Below are 24,456 nucleotides of genomic sequence, written 5' to 3'. Positions count from 1 at the left end.
CCGCGACGCGCACGCGAGGTTGATGCGGGGCGGTTTCGCAAACGTGCGATCCACCAAGTTACTCGCGCGCAGCATGCAACTATTGCAATCGTCTACTCATCGCGATCGGCCCGCACAACACTCTAAACGCATAGCAATCCAGGCGGACAAACAGCTCACATGGCTGTGGGAACTCAAAAATGGTAGGAATCGTCAAATTGTGTCGGTTTTTTCCAAGACCATTTCTTCCCCTTCCTTCCAAAATAGAGTAGATGGCGAATTCGAAAGAAGGCGCTAGCTTTTGTCTAAATCGTTCAGGAGGGCAAAAAATGTCTAATAACGAGAAAGTTGCGCTCATTACAGGGGCAACCCGTGGAATTGGTCTCGAAACGGCCCGTCAGCTAGGAAAGATGGGTATTGTGATCGTCGTCGGTGGGAGAACGCAGCATGCTGCGCACGAGGCTGCCGATAAGCTTCTCGCGGAAAGCATCGAAGCTTATCCCGTAGTAGTGGACATCACCAAAGACGCAGACCGGAAGAGAGCTGCCGCCTTTGTGGCCGAGAAGTTCGGAAAGCTCGATATTCTTGTGAATAACGCCGGCGTAGGCGGTGAAGGCGGATTGTTGAATGCCCATACAATCGAGACAACACAAGAAGAGCTTCAGTCGGTCTTCAACGCAAACCTCTTTTCCGTTGTCGCAATTACACGCGAGTTTCTGCCGCTGCTGAAGAAGAGCCCTGCAGGCCGAATCGTAAATCTGGGCAGCATCGTGGGTTCGCTTACGCTACAGGCAATGCCTGGGAGCCCCATCACGCCATTCAAAGCCTTCGCATATAACGCATCGAAGACGGCGCTGAATCAATTCACCGTTCACCTAGCGGCAGAATTGCAGTCCACTAACATTAAGGTCAACTCTGCTCATCCGGGATGGGTAAAAACCGAATTGGGTACGCAGCAAGCCCAGATGGAGATTGGTGATGGGGCCAAGACCAGCGTCGAGCTTGCGCTCATCGGTCAGGACGGGCCGAGCGGAAAGTTTATCCACCTCGGAAACGAACTGCCCTGGTAGGTGCATTCAAGTGTAGGCAACCGGCGGAAAGAGAATGATCGCGCCAAGTCACGACAGCTCGCTTGTCTTAGCCTTCCTCTGGAAGTACATCTCTTGATCAGCACGCTAAGATCGTAAATCTCACAACACTTCGAATGAATGGAAGCAGCTGAGTTCGGATGTGCCCGGCTACCCCTGATAGGTAGCTGAAACTACATTTGGGCTTTGCCCTCTAACCTGGCGGTCTCGAGTCGCCTTTCTACGGAGAACACCATATGTCTTTTTTAGTCTCAGCCTTCGTAGTAGGTGTTGCGTGTGGTCTGCGCGCTCTTGTTGGTCTGGCGGCTGTTAGCTGGGCAGCCAGCAGCGGAAACTTGCCCCTCCAAGGAACATGGCTTGCATTTTTGGGTTCTAGAGCAACACCTTTCATTACCAGTCTGCTCAGCATCTTTGAACTCGTCACCGACAAGCTGCCCAAAACCCCCAGCCGGCTTGTGCCTCCGCAGTTCGGTGCCCGTATTTCGATGGGTGCACTTACTGGCGCGGCAATAGGCGTCTCGCACGGGCATCTTCTTATGGGACTTCTGTTTGGAATCGTTGGAAGCATACTCGGAACCTTGGCAGGTTCCAAAGCTCGAGGTGCTGCTGCGCGACTATTCGGGCGCGATCTGCCGGCGGCACTGCTCGAGGACGTTCTGGCCATCGCTCTACTCTTCTTGGCGCTGCGTTGAGGCAAGCTCCACCGGCTCCGATTCGACCTGCCGCTTCACCACTGAAGATTATTGCTAAGGTGGGCCGCCTTAATTCCATTGCAGGCGATGTGGAAATAAATCACCTACCGTGGGGACCATTGATCTAAGGAACACCCAGTATGCTCGTCTCTCGCTACTGAGCATGACAAGGTAAAGAACATTCGGCGCCCAATGCCGTGAGGAGAGTAAGCATGTCGGGAAAATTACCAACGCTTCGCTCTTTCAGTGGGCAGAGAGTCCAATATCAGACTGCGCGATCCTTTGACGATGTGTTATTGAGCCTACGCAAGCACGTAGGGCATACGACAGTTAGCGAAGTAAATCAGCAAGGTGCTGGTCGTGCTCCGCGAGAAGATTTCGAAAAACGAGTCGAAGCATTCGCGGGCGATAGCGGATTCATGCTCTTCCTGGAGGTTAACCACAGTGAATGGTTGCAAACCTTCGGTATCAATCGGAAGGTCCTTCGCTGGGTATTCGGTAACCCCATCATCGCTTACACGATGATCCGTCATGACATCACGGCTGCACTCTTCGCTCCCGTCGAACTACTGTTATATGAGAACGAATCGGGAGGGGGGGCAACGATCATATATGACCTGCCTTCATCTCATGGTTCTGGGGGAAAGTCCTCCATTATTAGAAGCTGCTAAGGCACTTGATCAAAAACTCGCAGATCTGATCTCGCAAATTATTTAGATGCAAAAGTCAAAAACCGTACGCTAAGGAATGCGGATCATTCCGAGGATGTTCGCAGCGTGCCAAACTCCAGATCTCTGCAGTGGAATAAAGCGGATGTTGGGGGGTCTCTTACATGTTTGGCTGAGAAACATTATTTCAGCCAACTATCGCAGATCCGTAAAGAGAGAAGAGAGAAACAACGATGAAAATTGGCTTTGTAAGTCTGCCCCTGATGGGTCACCTGAACCCCATGATCGCGCTCGCACGCAAACTGAAGGCGCGCGGACACCAAGTGATATTTCTTGGCTTTCCGGATATTGGTCCGATCGTTCGGGCGGCCGATCTTGATTTTGCCCCCTGTGCGGAGAAGGAGTATCCCGAAGGCTCGATCGACAAGCTTTACGGTCCAATTTCAAAGCTGAGTGGCCTGGAGGTGTCGCGCTGGACGATCCGCGAGGCGTCGACGGCCCATTTCACAGCGGCGGCGGAGCACTTGCGGCAAAAACTGGTAGAGAACGGTGTTGAAGCGATGGTGATCGACATCATTCACACCTTCATCGAACTTGTACCAATGAACCTGGGTATGCCTTATGTGCATATATGGAATGTGCTTCACGTTGATTTCACTGGTGCGACCCCGCCCTGTTTTTTCGATTGGCCGCATGAGACCACATCGGAAGCGCTCGCCAGGAATATCGAAGGAGTGAAAGCAGCGGGTGAGCTCTTTGCGCCGGTAAGGCCGCTTGCCATAGCTTACGCCGAGAAGATCGGTTTGCAAGTCGATTGGAGTGTTTCCGGCGCCACCGTCTCCACCTTGGCTGTGGTGACGCAAACACCGAAAGAGTTCGATTTCCCGGGCATCCCATGCCCCCCTCAGTTTCACTACGCCGGTCCTTTTCTCGATAACGAAGGACGTGATCCGGTTGCTTTTGCGTGGGATAAGTTGAATGGGAAGCCTCTGATCTACGCCTCTCTTGGGACCCTGGTGAATGGCCTGGATCATATCTATAGGACTATTCTGGAGGCAGTGAAAAGGCTTCCAGAGGTTCAGCTTGTGCTTTCAGTCGGCAACAACATCGACCTCGACGATCTGGGACCGATTCCATCGAACGCAATCGTCGTCCGCAAGGCTCCGCAGATTGAGTTGCTAAAGCATGCAGCCGTCTGCATCACGCACGCCGGATTGAACACAGCACTTGAATCACTGGCACAGGGAGTACCCATGGTTGCCGTCCCCATTGCGTATGATCAACCGGGTGTTGCTGCCAGACTTTCGTATCATGGCGTTGGCGAGTTTCTGAGAGTAGATAATCTGACGGCAGATCATCTACTGGAGTTGATTCAGAAAGTTCTGGCGAATCCCAATTACCGCGACAAAGCGCGTTATTTCCAGAAGGTGATTGCAGAGATCCAGGGACTGGACTTGGCGGCTGATGTGGTGGAGCGGGCGTTGCAAACCGCACTCAACCAGGAGCCGTCAGCACAGAGTGTCTTCTAACGCCAAATGCCTACAAGTTCTAGTCACACGGACTTTGTTAGTGGACACTGCCTGTCGACCTGCCAGCTCGGACCAATTGCAAACCTCCGGGGAATAACCGCGGGCCAAAGGTTTTCATCAACAAGGACAATATCCAATGAAGAGGTTACTGACGCTGATGCAACAATCGATTCCAAGGCCGTTCGAAACTATGCGTTTATACCGGAGGGCTCTGGCCTATCGCCAGATCCGGTTTGCCACCTTCCTTATGGGTGTTCTTGCAGTATTTTCCGTTGCAGCGAGCGCGGCGGAGCTTGGTGTGGCCGTGCCACCGCCCGGCTCCGTATTTGCGCAATGGAGCTACACGCATGAGCAACTCGAGGCGATGGTGCCCAGGGCGCGACCGGAAGATGTAGCTACGCCCGAGGCCATTGTGAGAGCACTTCACGAATCAGTGAATGGCCCTAAAGGTCCGTGGAACAGCGACCGGTTTCGCTCCTTGTATCTACCCAATGCCTTGCTCGCTGACGTTACAAAGAACAAACAGGGCGCGGTGATGATAGGTAATCATCCCTTAGTTAGCTTGCTCAAAGATGTCCAGGATGTCCACGATACTTCTGGGTGGTACGAGACGGTCACCAAAATAATACAGATATCCAAAACCGAGAAACATGGCGGCGGACTCGCTGTTGTTTACTACCACGGAGTCGCGTCAACTACACCAGGAGGCAAGGCGAAAGAGGACGGCGACTCTATGGCAATTCTGATGTGCGACGGTAAGCGCTGGTGGGTGGTCAGTGATACGTGGTGACGGTTATTTTGTTAAAATGCTCTGCAAAAAGAGCTACTGTGCTGAGTGTTGCTCTTCCGCAAAGTAATCATCGCCTTTCGAACGGTCCCGGCGTACCACTGCGATCCTTTGGGTGTCCGTAGCCCTAACCCGTTGAGCTGAGCGACAATGGCTCGGAGGGTCATGCCCACGGCTCGATGGCGGCGCATCATCTCAATCAGCTGCGGCGCGGGAGGAGTAGAGTCTTTGATCTGCCCTGCTTGGGAGATGGATCCAACCCAGCGTGGATTGCCCAGCCGGGTAGGGGGATGGCAACGATTCGGTACAAAATGGGCCATTTGGTCTTATGCGGCTGAGGTGGCCCGTCTGAGAGTGTAGCCGTAGTCTGACTGGGGCGGTTTTCGGGCGAGATTGAGGGTGTAATCGCCGAAGCGGTTGATGTGCTCGGTGAAGGTAGGGACTGATCGCGGCGATGGCGTCTTCAGGCACGGTTTCTCCCCGTTGTTCCAGGTCTTGGACAAGCCGGGTCAGTGAGCACAGGTTATGGAAGATCAGGCAGTTCGCCACCAAGTGGTTGTATTTGATGGCCTTTCGTTGCTCATCTCAATTGTTCTCTGCGATGATGCCTTCGCCGCCGAAGAAAGTCCACTTGAGGAAGTGGTTGAGGGCTTCGCTCTCATTCGTGGCACCCTGGATGGTCGACCGCAACTGCGCGTCCGAGATGTACCGAAGCAGGAAGCCGGTGCGGATGACTCGTCCAAGCTCGCAAAAGGCTTACAGAGGTGGTTCTTGCGGCTGTAGGTTCCCAGCCGGCGAAGGATCGTCGAGGCGCTGATGCGGCCGGCCTTGATGGAGAGAATGACGCGCAACATGTCGGCGAGATGCGTCTCTATTCAGGTTCCAGTCGACGTTCTCGATGAAGATAGAGCCCTCTACGCTCGCGTCTCCAGTCATGACCAGCAAACACTCCCGCTTCAGATCAAGACGATGCGGGAGTATGCTCTTCGCCGCGGTTGGCAGACTACCACCGAGATTTAGGAGATCGGCTCGGGCGCTCTGCAGCGGGCAAAGCGGGAGGAACTTCTCGCCGCCGCCCGCCTCCTTGAGAACTCATGACCGCTCAATACACCCCAGTGCAGAGAATGCCTGAGGAGCTTGTCGAGATGAGAGGCTGCCGACATCCGACTAGCTTACCTTGGCCACCAGACTATTGGTGAATATCGGCTTTCTTGAAAGTCTCGGTGTGAAGTTGAGCCAGCCACTTGCCGCCCTCCTTGACCCAAACCGTGGAGGTCAGCGCTTCGCCCGACATCGGATGGTTGTCGAGCGTGCCCTCAAACTTAACTCTGGCGACGATTAAAGCCGACTTTGACGAGATCTTTCGGACCTGTGGGTCCTGAATTTTGTAAGAGGAGAAGGTCATACCTTGAAGTTGGGCAACGTTCTCCTCGGTGGTCATAAGGACGCCTGTGGCTTCAATGCAGAGATAGCCCGGCGCAGCCAACCGCCGAAAAGCTTCGATATTGGGCCGAGTCCCGACAAACGTATCCCAAACTTTGGTCTCGTTGGCCAGTGTGTCCTTGTTTAGATCCTGCGCTTGTACGACTGAATATGCAGACAGGAATACCAGTGTGGCGGGGGCAAGTTTCAGCTTCAAAGTAAATCTCCGGTGAGGAATTTGCTTTTCTGTTCTATCTGAGGGTAGTTTCGGCCGGGGGAAGCATCTAGGCGAAAGCCTTCGCGAGTTGACCATTCATGCTGGAGATTTAGGAACCCAGCCACTCTGAGATAAGACAAGAGCGCCGCAAAGATGCGAACAATTGGATGTTTTTGCCGCGCCTACTAGCGCGCTCGCTAGTTGTGACCGATCCTTAACATGCTCAAATGTCACGACCCCTTAACTGTCGGGGCGATTCATCCAGGAGTTGTAGTGCGTCGCCACACCCCGGGAGCTACGCCGCAAATTCGTTTGAACGAACGGTTGAGCGCAGATTGATCTCCGAATCCGCACCGAATGGCTATGTCTGCAAGCGGCAGACGGGAGTCCATCATAAGTTGTTTGGCCTTATCCACGCGACGCTCAATCAACCACTTATAAGGTGGCCTGCGAAAGGTTTGTTTGAAGGCTCGAGCAAAGTGGCTTACTGATAGATCGCATACTTCTGCAACCTGTTGAAGGTCAATGTTGCCGTCGAGATTGTCTTCCAAAAAATCGGTTGCTCGTCGCATCTGCTGGGCGGAGAGTCCACCCCGAGAGGGCGGAGACGATACTCTTACACCCCCATAGGAGTAGACAAGATGACTGGTCAAAGCGTGTAAGACGTGACCCACAAAGATCTTCGAAACGTAATTGGTTTGCGCAAGCGAAGCGACGAGAGTTTGCCCGAGGTTGTATACGACAGGATCAAAATGTCCAAATGGCCAAACCAGTGGCTCCGCTCTTGGCATACGGTGCTCATAGGCGACTTCGTTGAGCGCAGCCTGGGTGACATGCAGCACTAATGTGTCGAAGGGATTTCGAAATGCAACTGCGGGCCTCTCTTGTAGGTTGAGGACACTAACGCCTCCAACGGGGTAAAAACCGCTTGATACTTTTTGGGGGCCGAGGAACTGCTCGATAAAGGGTATAGCGTTAAGCTGCAGCGTAACCATGTAATCCCTCGGACCACCCGACCCACCTGAAATTTCCGGCGGACCTTCGTCGGCCTGGACTCTTCCAAACAACGGGGAAAGTGGGGACAGGCTGAGCTTTGCTGATGGAATGTCATTGAGATACATGCCTTCGGAGATCAAATTCCAGAAGCCGGGGACTTTGGTGGCCGTATCCATGTATGCCGAATCCTAGCCTTTCCTGAATTGACTCTGGGTTAACGTCTCCTCACCCTATTTAGAGTACGTTTGTATTGTAAATTGCCAGAATTATGTCAGATGTGAGAATGCGCCTGTCGCCCGCACGGAAGCCTCCCGGGAGATCGCAGAGTTTAAGAATTAACAACACGCCTAGCGCTACGGCGTGCGATCCTCCCAGTCTACCCACTCAATGGGATAGGCCCAGAGGTAGCTGGTTACCGCTTCACCGACGGTTGCGAAGAAGGTCTGCTCGCCGAAACGGGTGAAGAGCCCAAAGCGCTTCAGCTTGCCATTGACGGGGTCCTATTGTAGAGTCAGGCATCGATTGCAGATTTCTTTTATGTAAGTGAGGGTGTATGAGTCGTGAGTACTTTAGTGCAGATCCTTCGCGGCCCTTTGCGGATGCAGTGCTGGTGGATGGAAGGACCTTGTATATCTCCGGGCGCATCGGGCTGTTTGCGGGGACGACGAAGGTGCCGGAGACGATGGAAGAGGAGGCGCACCTAGTCATGCAGGACCTGCAGCAGGTTTTGGCCATAGCCGGGATGTCGCTGGACGACCTAGTGTCGCTGCAGGTGTTTGCGAGTGACGTGTCGCTATGGGAGCGATTCAACGCGGTCTATCGAGGCTACTTCAAAGGGCAGTTGCCGCCGCGAGCGTTTCTGGGTTCGGGGACGCTGCTTTTTGGAGCGCGATTCGAACTCCAGGGAATAGCCGTCAAAGACTGATCACGCCGCCTATGAGGGTGGACGGCGTGAGCTTATCGCAGCGAGCTTGATAAAGGGTTGCGGCTCCGGTCGAGGTTTCACGGATTGGCGTGGCGGCGACAAGAATCCCTCCATTGCGCTCTAAGAGTGCCCAGAGAGTTCCTGGTTCATCACTGAGCCTACATAATGCGCCATTGCTGAAGGCCTTTATGTAGGTGGTAGTTTGGGTTTCAGCGCGGTGCGTGTCTCGCCGGACGCGTAGTCCTAGTCGCCAGAGATAGTCTCTTCGATTTGGACCTTGGCTATCGGGACAGCGGTCGGGGGATGAATGTGAGGAGCTTGTCCGCGGGGGGATCTGGCTCCGTGGCAGATTCGTCGGCCTACAGAGTTCTGGAGGTAAATCTACAGGGCGACACTTTCTCATGAATCCGAGGCTACCGAATGTGAATTACCTATCAGTCATTTTGCCCCCGTTCTAAAAGACTCTTGGACGGCCCCCTATCGTTGGTCGTCGAACGTCTAGCCATATGGCAAAAGCATATCTCCTGCATTCGGATCTTCCTCTCCCCGACATTGCGTTTAGTTCGGTTTGGGATCAGTCCGCACTGAATAAATCGTTTAGAGGAACTCTCAGAACCGAGTCCCGGTGAGTGGCTCCGCTCTAAAAGCAAGGTCTCTATTTGATGTTCCTGAATGTCCAGCAAGAATGGCCAAACTGCAATGGTTTTCACCTAGATGCTTCCCCTCGGCCGAAACTACCCTCAGATAGAACAAAACAGCGAAATGTCAGAGTGGCGCTTCGCTGAACGAGATTGGTAGTTTTCCTTTGCTATCGCTCTTTGGTAAACAACTCGCAATTCTTCCTCCCACTCGGCTATGGGTCTGTCGCTGGTTTGTTTCCTTGTCACGTCGATAGCTGACTCGTATCGCTAACTTTGCGTTGCCAAAACCTGCTCCGATTTCTCCCACTAGCTCAGAAAGGTTTTATGAAAATTCTTATAGCCTCTACGTCCGTCCCCGGACACCTCAATCCACTGCTGTCCATAGCCTCGTTGTTCCTGAAATATGGCCACGAGGTCGCCGTGCAGGTGAGCGATGACCTGCATACCGAAGTCTGGGCTGACGGCCATCGCGTCCTCCCGGAAATTACCGACGCTCAAACGTCTCTAGGCTATTTTTTTGACACTTACCCCGAGCGTATGAAGAAGTCTCCTGGCATGGAGATGATCGGTTACGATCTCGTCCACTTCTTTGCGCGAAACATTGCCGCCCAGTCCGCTAGCCTCAACATGGCGCTTTCCTACTTCAAAGCAGACCTCATCCTTGCTGACTCCATGTATTGGGGGACGCTCCCTATGCTTGTCGGACCTCGTGATAAGCGCCCCGCCATCGCACACCTCGGCGTATCCGTCGTCGATCTCGGGAGTGGGAAGAACATACCCCTGCGACCTGACGAGACTCTGGGGCAACGCACGGAAGAGGTGCTGCTTCGTGAGCGCTTCATGCTTCAGCCCGCTCAACATGCCGTCAATGCTGCCCTGGCCCGTCTCGGTTGTTCCGCGCTTTCATGTCCCATCCTCGAAGCCCTGACCCAACTATCCGACCTTTACCTCCACCCCGGCATCGAGAGTTTCGAGTATCCGAGGCGCAACTCGAAGGTGCGTTACATCGGTGCGCTGCCCACACGAGCCGGCCAGCCCAAGTTGCCCGGTTGGTGGCAGCAACTCGAGTCCACGAAGCGCCTGGTCCTGGTGACGCAGGGCACCATCGCCAACCGTGACTTCGGCCAGGTTATCGCGCCGGCGCTCGTCGAGCTCGGTGGCAGGGACGACGTGAACATCATCGTAACTACAGGCGGACAGCCAGTCGAGTCCATTCCAGTTGCTATCCCCTCAAACGCCCGAATCGCATCCTTTCTGCCCTACGCGCAGATCATGCCAGAGACCGACCTACTTATCACCAATGGGGGCTATGGGACCGTCAATATGGCGATCTCCCACGGCATTCCGGTCATCTCCGCGGGCCTTACCGAAGATAAGGAGGAGGTTTCCGCACACGTTCAGTGGTCTGGAGCAGGGATTGATCTGCGCGTCAATCAGGCAAGCCCTGAGGCTATTAGGCATGCCGTCGACGATATCTTTACTCACTCTGGATACCGTGAACGCGCAAAGCAACTCTCGATCGAATTCGCCAGCCATAACGTCGAAGCTGAACTACTCAGCCTCATAGAGCAATGCGTCCCCCACAATGTCAACGCGTAGCTTAGCGCCAGATGTGGCTTCTCCTCGTCGAACGGAAGATGCGCACACAGCTTGAGGTTGCTCTGAGAGCCGGTGTAAACCGCACTAAGTGCGAATAATACCCATTTCTGACGCCAATCCGCATTTCGCTATTCTGTTCTGTCTGAGGGTAGTTTCGGCCGTGAAGAAGCATCTAGGCGAAAGCAGTCGCAAGTTGACCATTCATGCTAAATATTTAGGAACCCAGTCATCTTGAGATAAGACAAGAGCGCGACAAAGATGCGAACAATTTAAATGCTTTTTCTCTACTTACGAACGCGCTGGCTAGTTTTACCCGAATCGTAAGATGCTCAAACGTCACGACCCCTTAACTGTGGGGGCGATTCATCCAGGAGTTGTAGTGCGTCGCCACACCCCCGGAGCTACGCCGCAAATTCGTTTGAACGAACGGTTGAGTGCAGATTGATCTCCGAATCCGCATCGAATGGCTATGTCTGCAAGAGACAGACGGGAGTCCATCATAAGTTGTTTGGCCTTATCCACGCGACGCTCAATCAACCACTTATAAGGTGGCCTGCGAAAGGTTTGTTTGAAGGCTCGAGCAAAGTGGCTTACTGATAGATCGCATACTTCTGCAACCTGTTGAAGGCCAATGTTGCCGTCGAGATGGTCTTCCAAAAAATCGGTTGCTCTTCGCATCTGCTGGGCGGAGAGTCCACCCCGAGAGGGCGGAGACGACACTCTTACACCGCCATAGGAGTAGACAAAATGACTGTTCAAAGCGTGTAAGACGTGGTCCACAAAGATCTTCGAAACGTAATTGGTTTGCGCCAGCGAAGCGAGAAGAGTTTGTCCGAGGTTGTATACGACAGAATCAAAATGTCCAAAGGGCCAAACCAGTGGCTCCGCTCGTGGCACGCGATGCTCATAGGCGACTTCGTTGAGAGCAGCCTGGGTGACATGCAGCACTAATGTGTCGAAGGGATTTCGAAATGCAACTGCGGGCCTCTCTTGTAGGTTGAGGACACTAACGCCTCCAACAGGGTAAAAACCGCTCGACACTTTTTTGGCGCCGAGGAACTGCTCAGCAAATAGTATCGCTCTTAGCTGCAGCGTAACCGTGTAGTCACTCGGACCACCAGACCCACGTGAAATTTCCGGCACACCTTCGTCGGCCTGGACTCTTCCAAACAACGGGGAAAGTGGGGACAGGCTGAGCTTTGCCGATGGAATGTCCTTGAGATTTAGTTTTTTCGAGAACATATCCCAGAAGACGGGGACTCTGGTGGCCTTATCCATGTATGCCGAATCCTAGCCTTTCTTTTGACTCTGGGTCAACGTCTCTTCACCCTTAGCTAGAGTACGTTTCTATTATAAATTGCTAGAATTATGTCGGATGTAAATTGCGCCTGTCGGTGATGACGCCTTCCACACCGAAAAGCTGCAAGCGATGATGTCATAGCCGTGCAAAGCTAAAGTGTCGCTGCCCCACTTTGGAATCCAGCCGCTGCTGTGCAGGTATCGAGATGGTGGTGGAGCTGGTCTGGCAGCATTTCCACGACTTTGGTCCAGCGCTTACTGCCGAGGCCTTGCTCAAGCGACATGGTGTTGAGCTCTCATGTGAGACACTGCGCAAGTAGATGGTCGCCGATGGTATATGGCTGTCGCGCAAGCAACCAGCCGCAGCTGAGACATGAAGCTGTAAATCTGGGCTGCGGGGAACACATGGGCTCCTTCTACTAACCCAAGAGATGAGTTTCATTCGAGCGAACGGCGAGTAACGTCCGGGCTCCTTCAGGTTGCCTCCCGCGAGTTTAACCTTAACATTTACAGAGTCTGGAGGTACGCCGACGGGTCGCTGCGATCTTGCGAAGACAGGTCGGTCGCCGCTCCTGGAATATTGTCCTCGCGTCCGTGTTTTTTGAATGCAGTGACATTCAGATTTCCTAAACGATGATTCAACGAAACAACCAACGGTAAACAAGCCTTTGTGAAAAATTTTGCTCCTGGAACCCACTAAGTCAATTCATGAATAGCGCGTGTCTTTCGTTGACATTGATGGGTAACCGTACTCAATTCGCTATCTTGAGGTTAAGTTAATATGACGCCACTTACTATGGATCCTGTGGTTACGCGCCGCATCCGCAAGGCATGGCAGTCGCTGTCGCCCGCGCATCAAGCGCAAAGCCACCATCGCAATCGTGATTTGGTTGTTCGTGGATTCTCTGCGGCCGGTAGCGATGACCCCCTCCTAAATATCCAGCATGAATGGTCAACTTGCGAAGGTTTTCGCCTAGATGCTTCCCCTTGGCCTAAACTACCCTCAGATAAAACAGAAGAGCGAAATGTGAGATTGGCTACAAGAAATGGTTCTGTTTCTTCCTTTCGCTCTGGAGTCATCAAATAAGAGAGAGACTTTGCCCTTCGTTACCACTAAGAAGGAAAAGAACATTGCGCATTTTTGGACAAATTATTTTGCACTAGCATTTAATATTGCTCTGGTTTTCCGAGTCATATTTTGTAGGACTTGTTTGTCGTCGCTGAGATTCGTTTCGATCGCGGCGGCAGTGTACGCAGCCTGATGGCTTAGATAAGGAAGTGCATGTCTAATTTTGTTTGGTTCATGGTGGATGGCGCGGCGGATGGATTTGGAAGCGGGTTGCTCAGTTGCTTCGTAAGGAGGGCCACGAGATCTACGTTCCAACGCTCACCGGTTTGGCGGATCGCAGTCATCTCCTCCACGCGAATATCAGTCTTTCTACCCATATTTAGGAAATCATCAACCTAATCAAGTTTGAAGAGCTCAACGATGTCGTCCTCTGTGGTCATTCTTATTCCGGAATGGTGATCAGCGGCGCTGCCGATCAGATAACTGCAAACATCTCTTCACTTGTCTATCTCGACGCCTGGTATCCCAAAGATGGAGATTCAATCATGACGCTCTCTCCCGAGGCGTATCAACTGATGCATATTAGGGATTCTGGTCAGCATGGAGGGATCGCGTGTTCGCCCATCCAAGCAGCGATGCTCCACGTAAACGAGAAGGAGCGCGCCTGGGTCGATGCGATGTCCACGCCTCATCCACTTGCGACCATGACCGAAGCGATTCAGTTGCAGGGCAATCATCTCAACGTAACGAAGAAGATATACGCTCTGGCGTCTGCGTGAGAGCCCAACCCATTTAAACAGTTCTACGAACGCTTACGGGGAGACTCTACGTGGATAACGAGGACAATTGAGTCCGGCCATGACGCTATGCTGGACAATCCAAAGGATGTCGCGAACCTTCTTCGCACAGCGACCTCCATCTAGCTTACCTAACCTGCAAGGAACATATGAATCTGAATCATCGCGTCGGGTTTGTGTCTGACCCCTTCGCAGTTTATTTTGAATGTCTGACACCAGACGGGTCGCAGCAACATCCGAAAGTGGTAATGGTGCATGGAGGAAACCACACCGGCAGTTGTTATATGAATACTCTGGAGGACAAACCCGGTTGGGCATACCGTTTTGCCGAACACGGTTATGAGGTGCTGATTCCAGACTGGCCCGGCCATGGGCTCAGCGGCGTACTTGATCTAAAAACTCTTACCAGCGAACAGACCTGCGAAGCTTTGGCGGCACTTATTTCAACAGTCGATGGACCGGTAGTGCTCCTGGCCCATTCCATGGGTGTTGCCTTTGGCTGGCGGATCGCTGAGCTGTGCGGAAATAAGATTGTTGCCATTGTGGGTATCGCACCAGCTCCACCCGGTAATATCCAGCCCGAACCTGAGATTCTTTCCGAAAGTGAAGAAGGGCTTGTCCTTCGTACCCAGTTCCGCACTTTGACGTTACGCAATGAAGGCGCTGTCCTAGCCACCTCGTCGTTCGTTAAAGATAAATTAGTGGGAAACAGCACACAGTTCCCGCTCGACAGGCTAGACGCTTATACCAAATTGCTCACATATACAGGGTCGCGGCTAATATACGAGCGGCTTAACGTGCGAGGATCGCAGGTACGGGTGCAAGAGCCTGCCTGTTTCAGGGGTGAACCGGTGATGATTGTGACAGGCGGTGAAGATCTAGAGCACCCTCGCCACGTCGACGAGGAAGTGGCCGATTGGCTGTTGGCACAAGGGGCTACGACTACGTTCGTCTGGCTACCTGATCAGAGGATAATCGGCAATGGCCACATGATGATGGAACGCAACAGTGATCAGGTTGCTGATCTCATCCTGAATTGGCTGGATCAGCAGAAGGCATCGACAAAGCAGTAACTGCGAGGCACGTGGCGGGCGCAGTAGGCGCGCACGAGAAAAGCGGTCAACGGGATGAAGTATGTACTTTCGTAGCACGCTATAACGATCTAAAACGGAGAAGCAAACGGCGATGAACGAACCACGGATGGATCAAATCATGCAGACAGGTCTTGGCTTTTGGGCCTCGAAGACCTTGCTCAGTGCAGTCGAATTAGAGCTCTTCACCGAGTTGGCACAAGCCCCCGGAACCCTGCCCAAACTCAGAGACCGGCTTCGCCTGCATCCGCGCTCTGCACACGACTTCCTCGACGCCCTCGTCGCCCTCAACTTTCTCGAGCGCCGCGACGGCACCTACTACAACACGCCCTCAACAGACCTCTATCTCGACAAGCGCAAGCCCTCCTACATCGGCGGCATACTCGAGATGGCCAACAACCGCCTCTACCAATTCTGGAGCGGCCTTACAGCAGCCCTCCGCACCGGCGAGCCGCAAAGCGAAATCCTGACAGGGGAGCAGGGCTTCTTTGAGCTCATCTCCACTGACCCGGAAAAACTCGGCGGCTACCTTCAGGCCATGACGGGCCTCAGCCGTGGCTCCAACATCGCCATCTCCCAGAGGTTCCCCTGGTCTGAATTCAAGACCGCCGTCGACGTCGGCACCGCACAAGGCGACCTCATCACCCAGGTCGCCCTCGCCAACCCGCACATCGCCGGAATCGGTTTCGACCTGCCCCAGGTTCGCCCCGTTTTCGAGGACTACATCACAGGCAACGGCCTCTCAGGCCGCGTCCACTTTCTCCCCGGCAGCTTCTTCGACTCACCCATCCCCAGCGCCGACGTCGTCATGATGGGCCACATTCTCCACGACTGGAACCTCGAAGAGAAGAAGATGCTCATTCGCAAAGCCTACGAAGCGCTCCCATCCGGCGGCGCCCTTATCGTCTACGAGAGCATCATCGACGACGACCGATCCAAGAACGTCTTCGGCCTCCTCATGAGCCTCAACATGCTCATCGAACATCCCGGCGGCTTCGACTACACAGGCGCCGATTGCATCGGCTGGATGAAAGAAGCCGGCTTCACCAGCACCCGCGTCGAGCACCTCGTCGGCCCCGACTCCATGGTCGTCGGCATCAAGTAATCCTCACGCAAGGCTCGCATCTGTATTAGGAGAGTTATGCCGGCGCCCGCTGGAGCGAGCGGTTGCATAATGATGATTTTGCGCCTTCTGCGTGAGAAGCGAGTCCACATCGGGGACAGTAATCGTGTTAAGGGCCCGTTCTCCCTCAAGCATCTGCTCAAGGAACGGTCGAACGGAGTTGCAACGGTACTGAATGGTCGTTGGAGAGAGCCCTCGATCATTGTCATAAAGCTGCTAAATTCGGCTAACATTTTGTCACAGACAGTTACCTGTTTAGGTATAGTTCGGAGGCGATTGAGAAGCCGCAGCCAATCAAGCGCTCGGTTTATGAATTGCGCTCTCGACAATCTTGCACACGAACTCTTTGATGAAGGATGGTTCTGGATTGACCACCGATTTGCCGCTTTCTCGATTTCTGGAAGAGCGATTCTTCCGTAGGGTCGTTCAGCCAGCCTCAGGTGCTTCGTGATTGACACAAGAAGTCGAGCTTTCACTCGTAGGGTGCGCCGAGTGATCCCCTGCGCTGCACATTGAGCTAGATATTGCCTACGCTCGTCAACTAACGGTGCCGAAAGCTGACAAGCTAAAGCATCAGATCGAAAAAATAATTGTTCGAGCATTGAGTCGGACTCCTTTGTGTGGAGGACGGGAAGGCGATCCAACTATACATCGTCACCTCGCCACCAGGTACGGTGAAAGGGCGCCTCAGCACCCGTCCAAAAAACGCATCCTTCGTTGTCCGGGCTATTTTTGGTACATTCGATCTGCCAATGCAAGTGGGTACGAATTACGATCCGGCGACCGGAATTGTTGTAATTTCTCGCCGCCCCCACTATAAGTTCTGCAACCTGATCGTGGTTTTTTTCTCTGAGCAGCCGTATAGGGACACGATCGCCGAATTCAGGGTTGACTCCTATCAACCAGGCTTGCGCTACCTCCGGTGCATCTTTGATCCTAAGCGTCATCACGATATGATAGGTAAAGCGCAGACGCTTCTCCGCATCGCTGGTTAATGCTCACCTGCCATCCAACTCTCCATAATCTCGATATCGTCCATACCGGCAACGAATGCTGTTAGCTTCTTGCCGATATTTGATATCAGAGTGCGAAGCAGTTTCTGGCATCGGCAGCATCAACTGCTTTTGGGGGGCCTTACTATATCGAGCGCGAGTCCTCCGCAAATTCCTCCACTGTGCGCTGTGTAAAAACGAGACTCCCAGTTCTGGCGGTAATGATCGAACGTCGGGTCGATATGGCAAAGACATATCTCCTGCATTCAGATCTTCCACTTGCTGACATTGCGGTTCGTTGCGGTTTTGGCGAACAGTCCGCACTGAATGAAGTGTTTAGGGGACTATCAAAGCAGGGCTGTAGTGAGTGGTGTGCTCTAAAAAGCGAGGTCTCTAATTGGTGGTTCTAAATATCCAGCATGAAATGGCCAAGTGGCGATGGTTTTCGCCTAGATGCTTCCCCTCGACCGAAACTACCCTCGATAGAACAGAACAGCGAAATGTGAGATTGGCGTCAGAAATGAGTCTTATTCGCATTTAGCACGGTTTGCACGGGCTCTCAGAGAAACCTCAAGCTGTGTGCGGATCCTGTTCGACAAGGAGAAGATAATGCAAGTATTCAAGTTTATTCGAAATCTGATGGCGACGTGCGCTACGCTTCTAGCGATCCTCGCTCCTGCCATCAGGGCGACAGCGCAAATAGCCCCCACAGGGGTCAAAACGGTACTCCTCGTCCATGGGGCATGGGCAGACGGCTCGAGCTGGTCGAAGGTCTCACCACTACTGGAGGCGAAGGGGCTGCATGTTGTGGCCGTTCAAATTCCGCTGACATCATTCGCAGACGATGTTTCTGCTACGCAGCGGGCCATAGATCTTGAGGACGGTCCTGTGTTGCTCGTCGGACATTCCTACGGAGGGGCAGTCATCACCGAAGTAGGAAATGATCCCAAGGTAGCCGGACTCGTCTACGTGTCGGCAGTGGCCCCGGATAAAGGGGAATCTGCTTTCGGCCTCATTACAAGTGTTCCTACACCAATCGGCACCGAACTACGTCCCGACAAAAGCGGTTTCATCAAGTTGACTCCGAAGGGGATTGCAGAGGATTTTGCTCAAGATCTTTCCCCTAAAGAGATTTCGATTCTGACTGCATCGCAGGTTCCCACAAGCGTAGCCGCAATGAAGGGTGAGATCACTGTTCCAGCCTGGAAGTCGAAGCCATCGTGGTACATCATTGCTGCGAATGACCGGACGATTTCTCCCGACCTCGAAGCATCCCAGGCGAAGAAAATTGATGCGACGACAACGACAGTTTCCTCCAGCCATGTAGTTATGCTGGCTCATCCATCCAAGGTTGCCAGTGTGATTTTCGAGGCACTGTCAAAAGCCGGTTCAAAGTAGAGCTCGCAATCACTTCCCTTGAGAGGTGTGCGGGACGAGACCTGCCGCATCTTGCCAGAGCGGGTGCGATAGGTCTCGTTTACTTGATGTCCTTAGCCTAAGAGATACGTGAGACAAACTGTTTCACGTTCGTTCGAACGATTGGGAGCGTCTGGAAGGATCTTTGTGTCTACAATTCACGCGATCCGCCGAGAGGCAATACGCGTGTCACAACGGACAACTTTTTATGGAAATTGTGGCAGGAATCGTTGGCAACATCGTCGGAACACTGGCACGTTACAAGGCGCGTGTGGACATAGCGCGGCCGTTCTGGCGCGCTATGCCTGCAGCATTACTTGAGAACATTGCAGGTCTACTTAGAGTCATGCTTCGCTGAAAGAGATTCTGGCGGTTCTCCTTGCTAACTCTCTTTCGTAAACACTCAATTCTTTTCAACCTGGGACTCAGGTCGCTAATCCACAAACCGCTAAAGTCCTTGTTGTTATTCAGACGCGGAAAAGCAACGGCCTTCCCGCACGTCTATATTGCCTCAACTTCGGCGGTCGATATTTCGCTCACAACGCAAACCTATGATGTTTGGTGATGGCTGAACGATCGAAGCGTAGCTGACTTCGTCATCGAACTGTCCAAAACAAAGATTGGCCAACTGCACAAGGAACAATCCCCCACAAGATCTATGACTACTATTATTCCAATCTCTGAAATGACGACAACTAACCCCTCCGAACCAGCTCCTCGTCCACGCGGGTGTACCTTTACCGAAACCGACTGGAGAACGCTGGCACCCTTCTGGTATCCGGTCGCATTCTCCCACGAAATTACAAGTAAACCCTACGCCGCGACTCTCCTCGATGTACGTGTGGTTGTCTATCGACTTTCTGACGGTTCGCTCGCTGCAGCAAGGGACATCTGCTATCACCGAGGGGTCCCGCTCAGCTTGGGACACGTCGAAGGCGATGAGATCATCTGCAAATATCATGGCTTGCGGTACGATCGAGACGGCCGTTGCACCTGTATACCTGCTCATCCCAATGGAAGCATTTCTCCGAAGCTGCGACTAGATGTTTTTGCCGTGACGGAACAATACGGACTCGTGTGGGTCCGCTTAGTCGATGATGGCCCTCGCCCTTTCCCCGTGTTGGAGGAGTGGGGTTCCTCTGACTACCTGAATGTGCTGCCTGACAGCGTAACAATTAACGCCGCTGCGGGCCGTCAGGTGGAAGGATTTCTAGACGTAAGCCATTTTGCCTTTGTCCACGCTGAAAGCTTTGGAGAGGCCGACAATCCCGTCGTCCCCGACTACCCCGTCACAAAGACTGCTGCAGGATTTATCGCTGACTATGTCAGCACTGTCAGCAACTATTCCCATGAGTATAAGCACCTCAATCCTCCAGGATTTCTATGGCGTAGGCGCTTCGAGGTGTACCTGCCTTTCAACGCTAAATTAACCGTCTTCTTTCCCGAGGGGGGACAGCTTCAAATTCTGAATGCTGCATCACCGGTCTCTGCCCGCAAGACAAGACTCTTTGTACCCGTCTGTCGGAACTTTGACAAAGACGCACCGCTCCAAACCACACTCGACTTCAATCACCAAGTGTTCGCTGAGGATATTGCAATCGTGGAACAGCAATTTCCAGAAGATTTACCAATAGACCTCCACGCCGAAGCGCATTTCGGTGCAGACAGGAGCTCTATAGCTTATAGAAAGGGGCTGGCAGCTTTGGGACTAGGACAAAATTACACGACATAAGTACCAAGCCCAATGTGGGGATAACCAATCAATTTTGTATTCAGAAGTATGACAATCCAATTAACTTGGCAGCACGTTTATGTCAGGAAAGCTCATTAGCGAGAGCGCGTTTCGATGAACAGAATCAAGCTCAATATGTGGAAATCCACCCTTTTTATGCACACTAACCAGTTAGTCTCTGTCCTGACTAGGCGTCTGATGTGTCAATGACGGTAGGCGTTCCTTGTAGGGAACCTTATCCGCTCCATTCCACTTGTCGCCTGCTCAATATGAGACAAGCATTCACATTGCGATGGGAACTAGGTGTGAGCCTGATTCATACATTTTGATTTGGCTCGCAACTAACACTCACTGCAGGACACTCCATGAAAATGCTATCTTCTACGCTCCGCAATATGTTTACCTTGAAATTACCACTAATAGTAGGCCTTGCTTTACTCGATGGCCTCGTGTGTGGCCGTACAGTTCGCGCAGCTACCAGCGTCCGGACGGTCTCGAGTGTATCTGGCAAAAAACAGGCAATTCCTCGCAATTGTCATGAGCAATCTAAGTTCTTAGATGAGAACTTGCTATTGCACCCGCAGCCGAGCAGTTGGACTTACATAGTTGTCTGCGATGATGCCGCTTGGAAAGCTACCGTGGCAAATCTTTCCATCGATGCTCCCCAGGCCGATGTGGATTTGGAGACTGCCATCGACATAAAGCACCGTACAAGTTACTTCCGCGCATCTCCTTATTTGGAGCCCGCGTCGCTGATTCGGCTGCTGAACAGATCCTTGCTGATCCAATGATCTGGATTGCGCTTCGATATAAAGATCGTAGTAACTGGCAATTGAAGAGATTCCAAGTGCAAAGTTGATATGGATACGAATCTCAGTGCTGTTTCAACGTTTTCATTGGCTGAGAGAGTGGGTGAGCTGCTATACGGTAACTCTACGTGGCGAAGCGCTTCGAACCAAATATCCGTTACGCTTCGGCGTTTGATGGTGTGCAGAAGAAACATCACATGCTTGACGCGCCGGCGCTTCAGGTAGCGGTGCGGGGCTTCCGTCAACGTCACACGGAAGGTGCGGATGAAGTTCGTTTCAGACGCCTCCGCGACGCGCACGCGAGGCTGATGCGGGCTGGTTTTGCAAACATCCGATCCACCAGGTTACTTGCGCGCAGCATGCAACTGTTGCAATCGTCTACTCATCGCGATCGGCCCGTACCATACTCTAAACGCATAGCAATCTAGGCGGACGAACGGGCCCCACGGCCGTGGGAACTCAAAAATGATAGGAATCGTCAAGTTCGTATCTGTTTTTGCCAAGACCATTTCTTCACCTTGCTTCAAAAATAGAGTAGATGGCGAGTTCGAAAGAGGGCGCTAGCTTTTGTCTAAATCGTTCAGTAAGGCAGAAAATGTCTAATAACAAGTTTGGAATATGTGGTGGCCTGCTGTTGCTGGCCGGTCTTGAGCTTTGTTGCGGGATGGCGCAAAGCCAACACGCCTCTGCCCCGCTTTCCGCCGAAATGAAGGCTCTGCTGCGAATGGACGCGCCTGTTGTTCTGCTGCGACACGTCACTCTGTTCGATGGAACTGGAACTCCGGCCAAGCACGATCAGTCGATCTTAATCGACCATGGCCGCATCGCGAGCGTGGGACCGGATGCGTCCTTACGTGCTCCTGACACTGCGACTGTTCTGGATGGGACGGGCAAGACCTTGCTGCCGGGACTCGTGGGCATGCATGAGCATCTTTTCTTCCCTAAGACCGGCGCCGGCATGATTCTCGGCACAGTTCTTGGCAAATCCGCGCCACGCATGTACTTGGCCGCCGGCGTCACTACGGCGCGCACAACCGGCTCTATCGAACCATAACCGACCTGGCCATCAAGCGGCTGATCGAAAAGGGTCAGCAGGCCGGTCCGGATCTTGAACTGACCGGTCCGTACCTAGACGGGCCCGGTACCAATTTTCTGACAAACCAGGCCATCACCAATGCCGAGGACGCACGGGAAACCGTCGATTACTGGAGCAAGCGCGGCATTACCTCTTTTAAGGCGTACAAATACATTGAACCGGACACGCTCCGGGCGGTCATCACTGCGGCTCATGCGCACGGTCTTAAACTGACCGGACACCTTTGCAGCGTAGGTTTCCGGGAAGCGATTGCGATGGGGATCGACAATCTTGAACATGGCCTTATCACTGGCACCGACCTCGTTTCGACCGGGGAGCGTGGCGTGTGCCCCTCCAGACACGAGGTGGGGGTCGCTATCGCAGCAGTCGACATGCAAGGGCCCCAGATACAGTCCCTCATTCATGAGTTGATCCAACACGATGTCGCGATTACCTCGACACTGGCAGTCGTTGTGGATGCGGCTGACGATCAGCCTTCCCTGGAAAGCCTCAACTCCACTAAAGCAGCTATGAGCCCATGCGCCTGGAATGACTATCTCGCGATTCGCAAACGCATGGAAAAGTCACCTGACAAGCAGCTAAGCAAAATCCAAATACATAAGGAGATGGAGTTTGAGCGGGAGTTTTTCCGGCAAGGCGGGCTGCTCATGGCCGGAGCCGACACTACAGGCATCGGCGATACGATAGCCGGGATCGCCGATCAGCATGAGATGGAACTCTTGATCGAAGCTGGTTTCTCAGCATCCGAAGCCGTTCGAATCTTCTCTTTGGATGGAGCTCGCTACCTCGGGCGGGACAAGGAGATAGGAACGATCGAGAAAGGCAAGCGCGCCGACCTTCTGCTCCTCGACGGGGATTTCGAACACGATCCTCATGCCATCGAGAAGCCGGAGACAGTCTTCAAAAATGGTGTGGCCTGGGATTCGGCAAAGCTCTTTGCCTCGGTGGCAGGATTGGCCGGTGAGGAATGAGCGCTCACGCAGGCACTTCCCCCCCGACAATGTATGGCCCGCCGCGTGACTGAAAGGATTAGTTTGATCGAGAATAAAAGTCTGCGGCAATGTGTTTCGACCTTTGATGGAGCCGCGCGCACCGTTGTGGCCAAGGAATTGACGTGCGATTGAGAGCCTTGTTGAGCTAGTCGGCTGTATAACTAATTCACTGCCACCAGGAAGTCCGGGAACGTTCGACTGTCTCCCCACTGAACGCGGAGAGACTGAGGTCAGGAATCTCTGTCCAATTGGCTGTTGTTGCGTTGTCGCTGATGATAGGTGCAATTACTAGGATAAACGCTATCTACCTTGGCTCTAGGGCCGACTCACCGTAGTGCTTTTCGAGTGCCGCTAGCGAGCTCGCAGCATTGGGCATAGTTGTTTCCGAAGTGTTTGATTGGTTATATGCAAATGCCATGTTGGTCTCCATTGCTGCTGTAGGATTCGTTACCCACGAACCGATCTCCCGCCTCCCCTGCAGCACTGCCAGGTAAACGAGGGTAACTCTCGTCCATGTATCTACGACAAGTGTCTAACTCGGTCAAATTGCGATTCAACGCCTCGGGTGAGCACGGTAGGATCACGGCACAGGCGAATTGGTTTTGCAAATCTTGGACTCCTCCGCAGGCTGGAACAGCTCGTGACCGTTCGAGAACCGTCGCACGCCCCGGCTCTCGACAGGTGAGATCGGAATCGACATGGGGAGTGGATGATCTGCGCCGACAGCGGCATCGGGTTTTTGTGCTAATTTGTGCTAGCACCCAGCAAATCATGCCATTTCTGCCAAATATGCATCTTTTAGAATGTGCATCTTACACAAACACAAGACCGTACACTGGGTTCGATCCCTACCGCGTCCACCATCCCCTTCAACTTCTTCAAAACCGAAACGCCTCCACTACAACATTTAGAAGCTCTTGACGATTGCTCTTGGTCATTAGCTCATGCCCTGCACCGGCGATCTCGAGAAGTTCGGTTCGTGCCGGAATGAGCCTCAACGCTGCAATCACTTCGTCCGTGGAACCAAACCCATCCCGAGTGCCGTGAACAAACAACGCGGGAGTCTTGAGCTCCGGAAAATGCCCGGTACGCAACTCATCGGGCCGTCGCGGTGGGTGAAGCGGGTACGAGAGCAGCAGGAGCCGATCTATCAGACCGGGCTCAGCTGCAGCAAGCATCGACGCCTGCCTTCCTCCGTAGGAATGACCGCCCAGAAACAAACGACCTGAAGTTTGTTGTCGCATCGTCGCAACGGCCTCTCGAATTCCCTGTTGATCACGTTCCGCACTGCCACGTGGTGGTGGCCCATGCGACCGCAACTGGCGAAAGGGGAGATCGAAGCGGAGGACTGTCATCCCCGAGGCGCAAAACGCGTCTGCCAAAGCTATGAGAAGCGGGGTGTCGCAGTTTGCGCCAGCACCGTGCGTCAAGATGAGGCAATCGCTACCGGGATCGGTCGGGATGTGCAAGTGGCTATTCATACGCCAAGATTATTGC

26 protein-coding genes and 1 pseudogene are annotated in these 24,456 nt (G+C 53.2%); 18 read left to right on the top strand and 9 right to left on the bottom strand.

Translation table 11 applies throughout. The features are described 5' to 3' along the window. Positions 1-308: 308 nt before the first annotated feature. Together HDF14_RS18605 and HDF14_RS18600 are read left to right on the top strand one after the other, a co-directional pair. Positions 309-1,049: an SDR family oxidoreductase gene (locus HDF14_RS18605; protein ID WP_183979597.1), complete on the top strand. Its 741-nt coding sequence runs from the start codon at positions 309-311 to the stop codon at positions 1,047-1,049. Between the two features lie 254 nt (positions 1,050-1,303). Next, complete coding sequence (locus HDF14_RS18600) at positions 1,304-1,759, top strand: DUF4126 family protein (protein ID WP_183979595.1); 456 nt, start codon at positions 1,304-1,306, stop codon at positions 1,757-1,759. 302 nt (positions 1,760-2,061) lie between these two features. On the opposite strand, the gene HDF14_RS26780 is transcribed toward HDF14_RS18600, so the two are convergent. Beyond that, on the bottom strand, positions 2,062-2,292 hold the full coding sequence (locus tag HDF14_RS26780) for a hypothetical protein (protein WP_260698379.1): 231 nt from the start codon (positions 2,290-2,292) through the stop codon (positions 2,062-2,064). Between HDF14_RS26780 and HDF14_RS27650 the strand changes: the two genes are divergently transcribed. From HDF14_RS27650 to HDF14_RS18585, 3 genes are all read left to right on the top strand, one after another. Then, on the top strand, positions 2,212-2,430 hold the full coding sequence (locus HDF14_RS27650) for a DUF302 domain-containing protein (protein WP_406707240.1): 219 nt from the start codon (positions 2,212-2,214) through the stop codon (positions 2,428-2,430). The two genes, HDF14_RS26780 and HDF14_RS27650, sit on opposite strands and share 81 nt — an antisense overlap. Positions 2,431-2,660: 230 nt before the next feature. Next, positions 2,661-3,956 (top strand): glycosyltransferase, encoded by a 1,296-nt coding sequence (locus HDF14_RS18590; RefSeq protein ID WP_183979591.1) that lies wholly within the window; start codon positions 2,661-2,663, stop codon positions 3,954-3,956. Positions 3,957-4,092: 136 nt separating this feature from the next. Further along, on the top strand, positions 4,093-4,746 hold the full coding sequence (locus HDF14_RS18585; protein ID WP_183979589.1) for a hypothetical protein: 654 nt from the start codon (positions 4,093-4,095) through the stop codon (positions 4,744-4,746). Between the two features lie 11 nt (positions 4,747-4,757). On the opposite strand, the gene HDF14_RS27645 is transcribed toward HDF14_RS18585, so the two are convergent. Both HDF14_RS27645 and HDF14_RS27860 read right to left on the bottom strand, forming a co-directional pair. Then, entirely contained in the window at positions 4,758-4,934 is a 177-nt protein-coding gene (locus HDF14_RS27645) for a recombinase family protein (RefSeq protein ID WP_406707239.1), read from the bottom strand. Between the two features lie 4 nt (positions 4,935-4,938). After that, positions 4,939-5,292 carry a Tn3 family transposase gene (locus HDF14_RS27860; RefSeq protein ID WP_183979585.1) on the bottom strand — a complete coding sequence of 118 codons (354 nt, stop codon included), beginning with the start codon at positions 5,290-5,292 and terminating at the stop codon, positions 4,939-4,941. On the opposite strand from HDF14_RS27860, the gene HDF14_RS27855 reads away from it, so the two are divergent. Next, entirely contained in the window at positions 5,269-5,526 is a 258-nt protein-coding gene (locus HDF14_RS27855; RefSeq protein ID WP_423247787.1) for a hypothetical protein, read from the top strand. The two genes, HDF14_RS27860 and HDF14_RS27855, sit on opposite strands and share 24 nt — an antisense overlap. A gap of 14 nt (positions 5,527-5,540) precedes the next feature. Here HDF14_RS27855 and HDF14_RS27850 read toward each other — a convergent pair. Beyond that, positions 5,541-5,597 (bottom strand): annotated as a pseudogene (locus HDF14_RS27850) (hypothetical protein); the annotation flags it as partial. Here HDF14_RS27850 and HDF14_RS27640 point away from each other — a divergent pair. Next, entirely contained in the window at positions 5,584-5,763 is a 180-nt protein-coding gene (locus HDF14_RS27640; protein WP_183979581.1) for a recombinase family protein, read from the top strand. The pseudogene HDF14_RS27850 and the gene HDF14_RS27640 overlap by 14 nt on opposite strands. Positions 5,764-5,932: 169 nt before the next feature. Here HDF14_RS27640 and HDF14_RS18560 read toward each other — a convergent pair whose 3' ends face one another. Next, the gene (locus HDF14_RS18560; protein WP_183979579.1) at positions 5,933-6,382 is read right to left on the bottom strand and encodes a nuclear transport factor 2 family protein; all 450 of its coding nucleotides are present in this window, start codon (positions 6,380-6,382) and stop codon (positions 5,933-5,935) included. A gap of 257 nt (positions 6,383-6,639) precedes the next feature. Then, positions 6,640-7,554, bottom strand: a complete 915-nt coding sequence (locus HDF14_RS18555) for a helix-turn-helix domain-containing protein (protein WP_183979577.1) — start codon at positions 7,552-7,554, stop codon at positions 6,640-6,642. Positions 7,555-7,931: 377 nt separating this feature from the next. On the opposite strand from HDF14_RS18555, the gene HDF14_RS18550 reads away from it, so the two are divergent. Then, positions 7,932-8,303: a RidA family protein gene (locus HDF14_RS18550; RefSeq protein ID WP_183979575.1), complete on the top strand. Its 372-nt coding sequence runs from the start codon at positions 7,932-7,934 to the stop codon at positions 8,301-8,303. 965 nt (positions 8,304-9,268) lie between these two features. Continuing rightward, the gene (locus HDF14_RS18545; protein WP_183979573.1) at positions 9,269-10,543 is read left to right on the top strand and encodes a glycosyltransferase; all 1,275 of its coding nucleotides are present in this window, start codon (positions 9,269-9,271) and stop codon (positions 10,541-10,543) included. 363 nt (positions 10,544-10,906) lie between these two features. On the opposite strand, the gene HDF14_RS18540 is transcribed toward HDF14_RS18545, so the two are convergent. After that, entirely contained in the window at positions 10,907-11,821 is a 915-nt protein-coding gene (locus HDF14_RS18540; RefSeq protein WP_183979571.1) for a helix-turn-helix domain-containing protein, read from the bottom strand. Between the two features lie 1,287 nt (positions 11,822-13,108). After that, the gene (locus HDF14_RS18535; RefSeq protein WP_183979569.1) at positions 13,109-13,288 is read right to left on the bottom strand and encodes a hypothetical protein; all 180 of its coding nucleotides are present in this window, start codon (positions 13,286-13,288) and stop codon (positions 13,109-13,111) included. Between the two features lie 168 nt (positions 13,289-13,456). Here HDF14_RS18535 and HDF14_RS18530 point away from each other — a divergent pair, with 168 nt between their 5' ends. From HDF14_RS18530 to HDF14_RS18490, 9 genes are all read left to right on the top strand, one after another. Beyond that, positions 13,457-13,690: a hypothetical protein gene (locus HDF14_RS18530; protein WP_183979567.1), complete on the top strand. Its 234-nt coding sequence runs from the start codon at positions 13,457-13,459 to the stop codon at positions 13,688-13,690. Between the two features lie 167 nt (positions 13,691-13,857). Continuing rightward, positions 13,858-14,781 (top strand): alpha/beta fold hydrolase, encoded by a 924-nt coding sequence (locus HDF14_RS18525; RefSeq protein ID WP_183979565.1) that lies wholly within the window; start codon positions 13,858-13,860, stop codon positions 14,779-14,781. A gap of 112 nt (positions 14,782-14,893) precedes the next feature. Then, on the top strand, positions 14,894-15,904 hold the full coding sequence (locus tag HDF14_RS18520; RefSeq protein ID WP_183979563.1) for a methyltransferase: 1,011 nt from the start codon (positions 14,894-14,896) through the stop codon (positions 15,902-15,904). 1,192 nt (positions 15,905-17,096) lie between these two features. After that, positions 17,097-17,324 (top strand): helix-turn-helix domain-containing protein, encoded by a 228-nt coding sequence (locus HDF14_RS18515; protein WP_313899622.1) that lies wholly within the window; start codon positions 17,097-17,099, stop codon positions 17,322-17,324. A gap of 199 nt (positions 17,325-17,523) precedes the next feature. Beyond that, positions 17,524-18,312 (top strand): alpha/beta hydrolase, encoded by a 789-nt coding sequence (locus tag HDF14_RS18510; RefSeq protein WP_183979559.1) that lies wholly within the window; start codon positions 17,524-17,526, stop codon positions 18,310-18,312. Between the two features lie 676 nt (positions 18,313-18,988). After that, entirely contained in the window at positions 18,989-20,062 is a 1,074-nt protein-coding gene (locus HDF14_RS18505; protein ID WP_260698378.1) for an aromatic ring-hydroxylating dioxygenase subunit alpha, read from the top strand. A 638-nt stretch (positions 20,063-20,700) separates the two neighbouring features. Continuing rightward, positions 20,701-20,853 (top strand): hypothetical protein, encoded by a 153-nt coding sequence (locus HDF14_RS18500; RefSeq protein WP_183979558.1) that lies wholly within the window; start codon positions 20,701-20,703, stop codon positions 20,851-20,853. 613 nt (positions 20,854-21,466) lie between these two features. After that, entirely contained in the window at positions 21,467-21,925 is a 459-nt protein-coding gene (locus HDF14_RS18495; RefSeq protein WP_183979556.1) for an amidohydrolase family protein, read from the top strand. Then, on the top strand, positions 21,856-22,938 hold the full coding sequence (locus tag HDF14_RS18490) for an amidohydrolase family protein (RefSeq protein WP_183979690.1): 1,083 nt from the start codon (positions 21,856-21,858) through the stop codon (positions 22,936-22,938). Before HDF14_RS18495 ends, HDF14_RS18490 begins: the two co-directional genes overlap by 70 nt. An 899-nt stretch (positions 22,939-23,837) precedes the next feature. Here HDF14_RS18490 and HDF14_RS18485 read toward each other — a convergent pair. Continuing rightward, positions 23,838-24,440 (bottom strand): alpha/beta fold hydrolase, encoded by a 603-nt coding sequence (locus tag HDF14_RS18485; protein WP_183979554.1) that lies wholly within the window; start codon positions 24,438-24,440, stop codon positions 23,838-23,840. Between the last annotated feature and the right edge of the window lie 16 nt (positions 24,441-24,456).

Origin of the sequence: Tunturiibacter gelidiferens (genome assembly GCF_014201335.1) — a bacterium.
GTDB lineage: Bacteria > Acidobacteriota > Terriglobia > Terriglobales > Acidobacteriaceae > Edaphobacter > Edaphobacter lichenicola_E.
The sequence above is the reverse complement of the archived record's forward strand: the minus strand, read 5'-3'. Positions and strand labels throughout refer to the sequence as shown.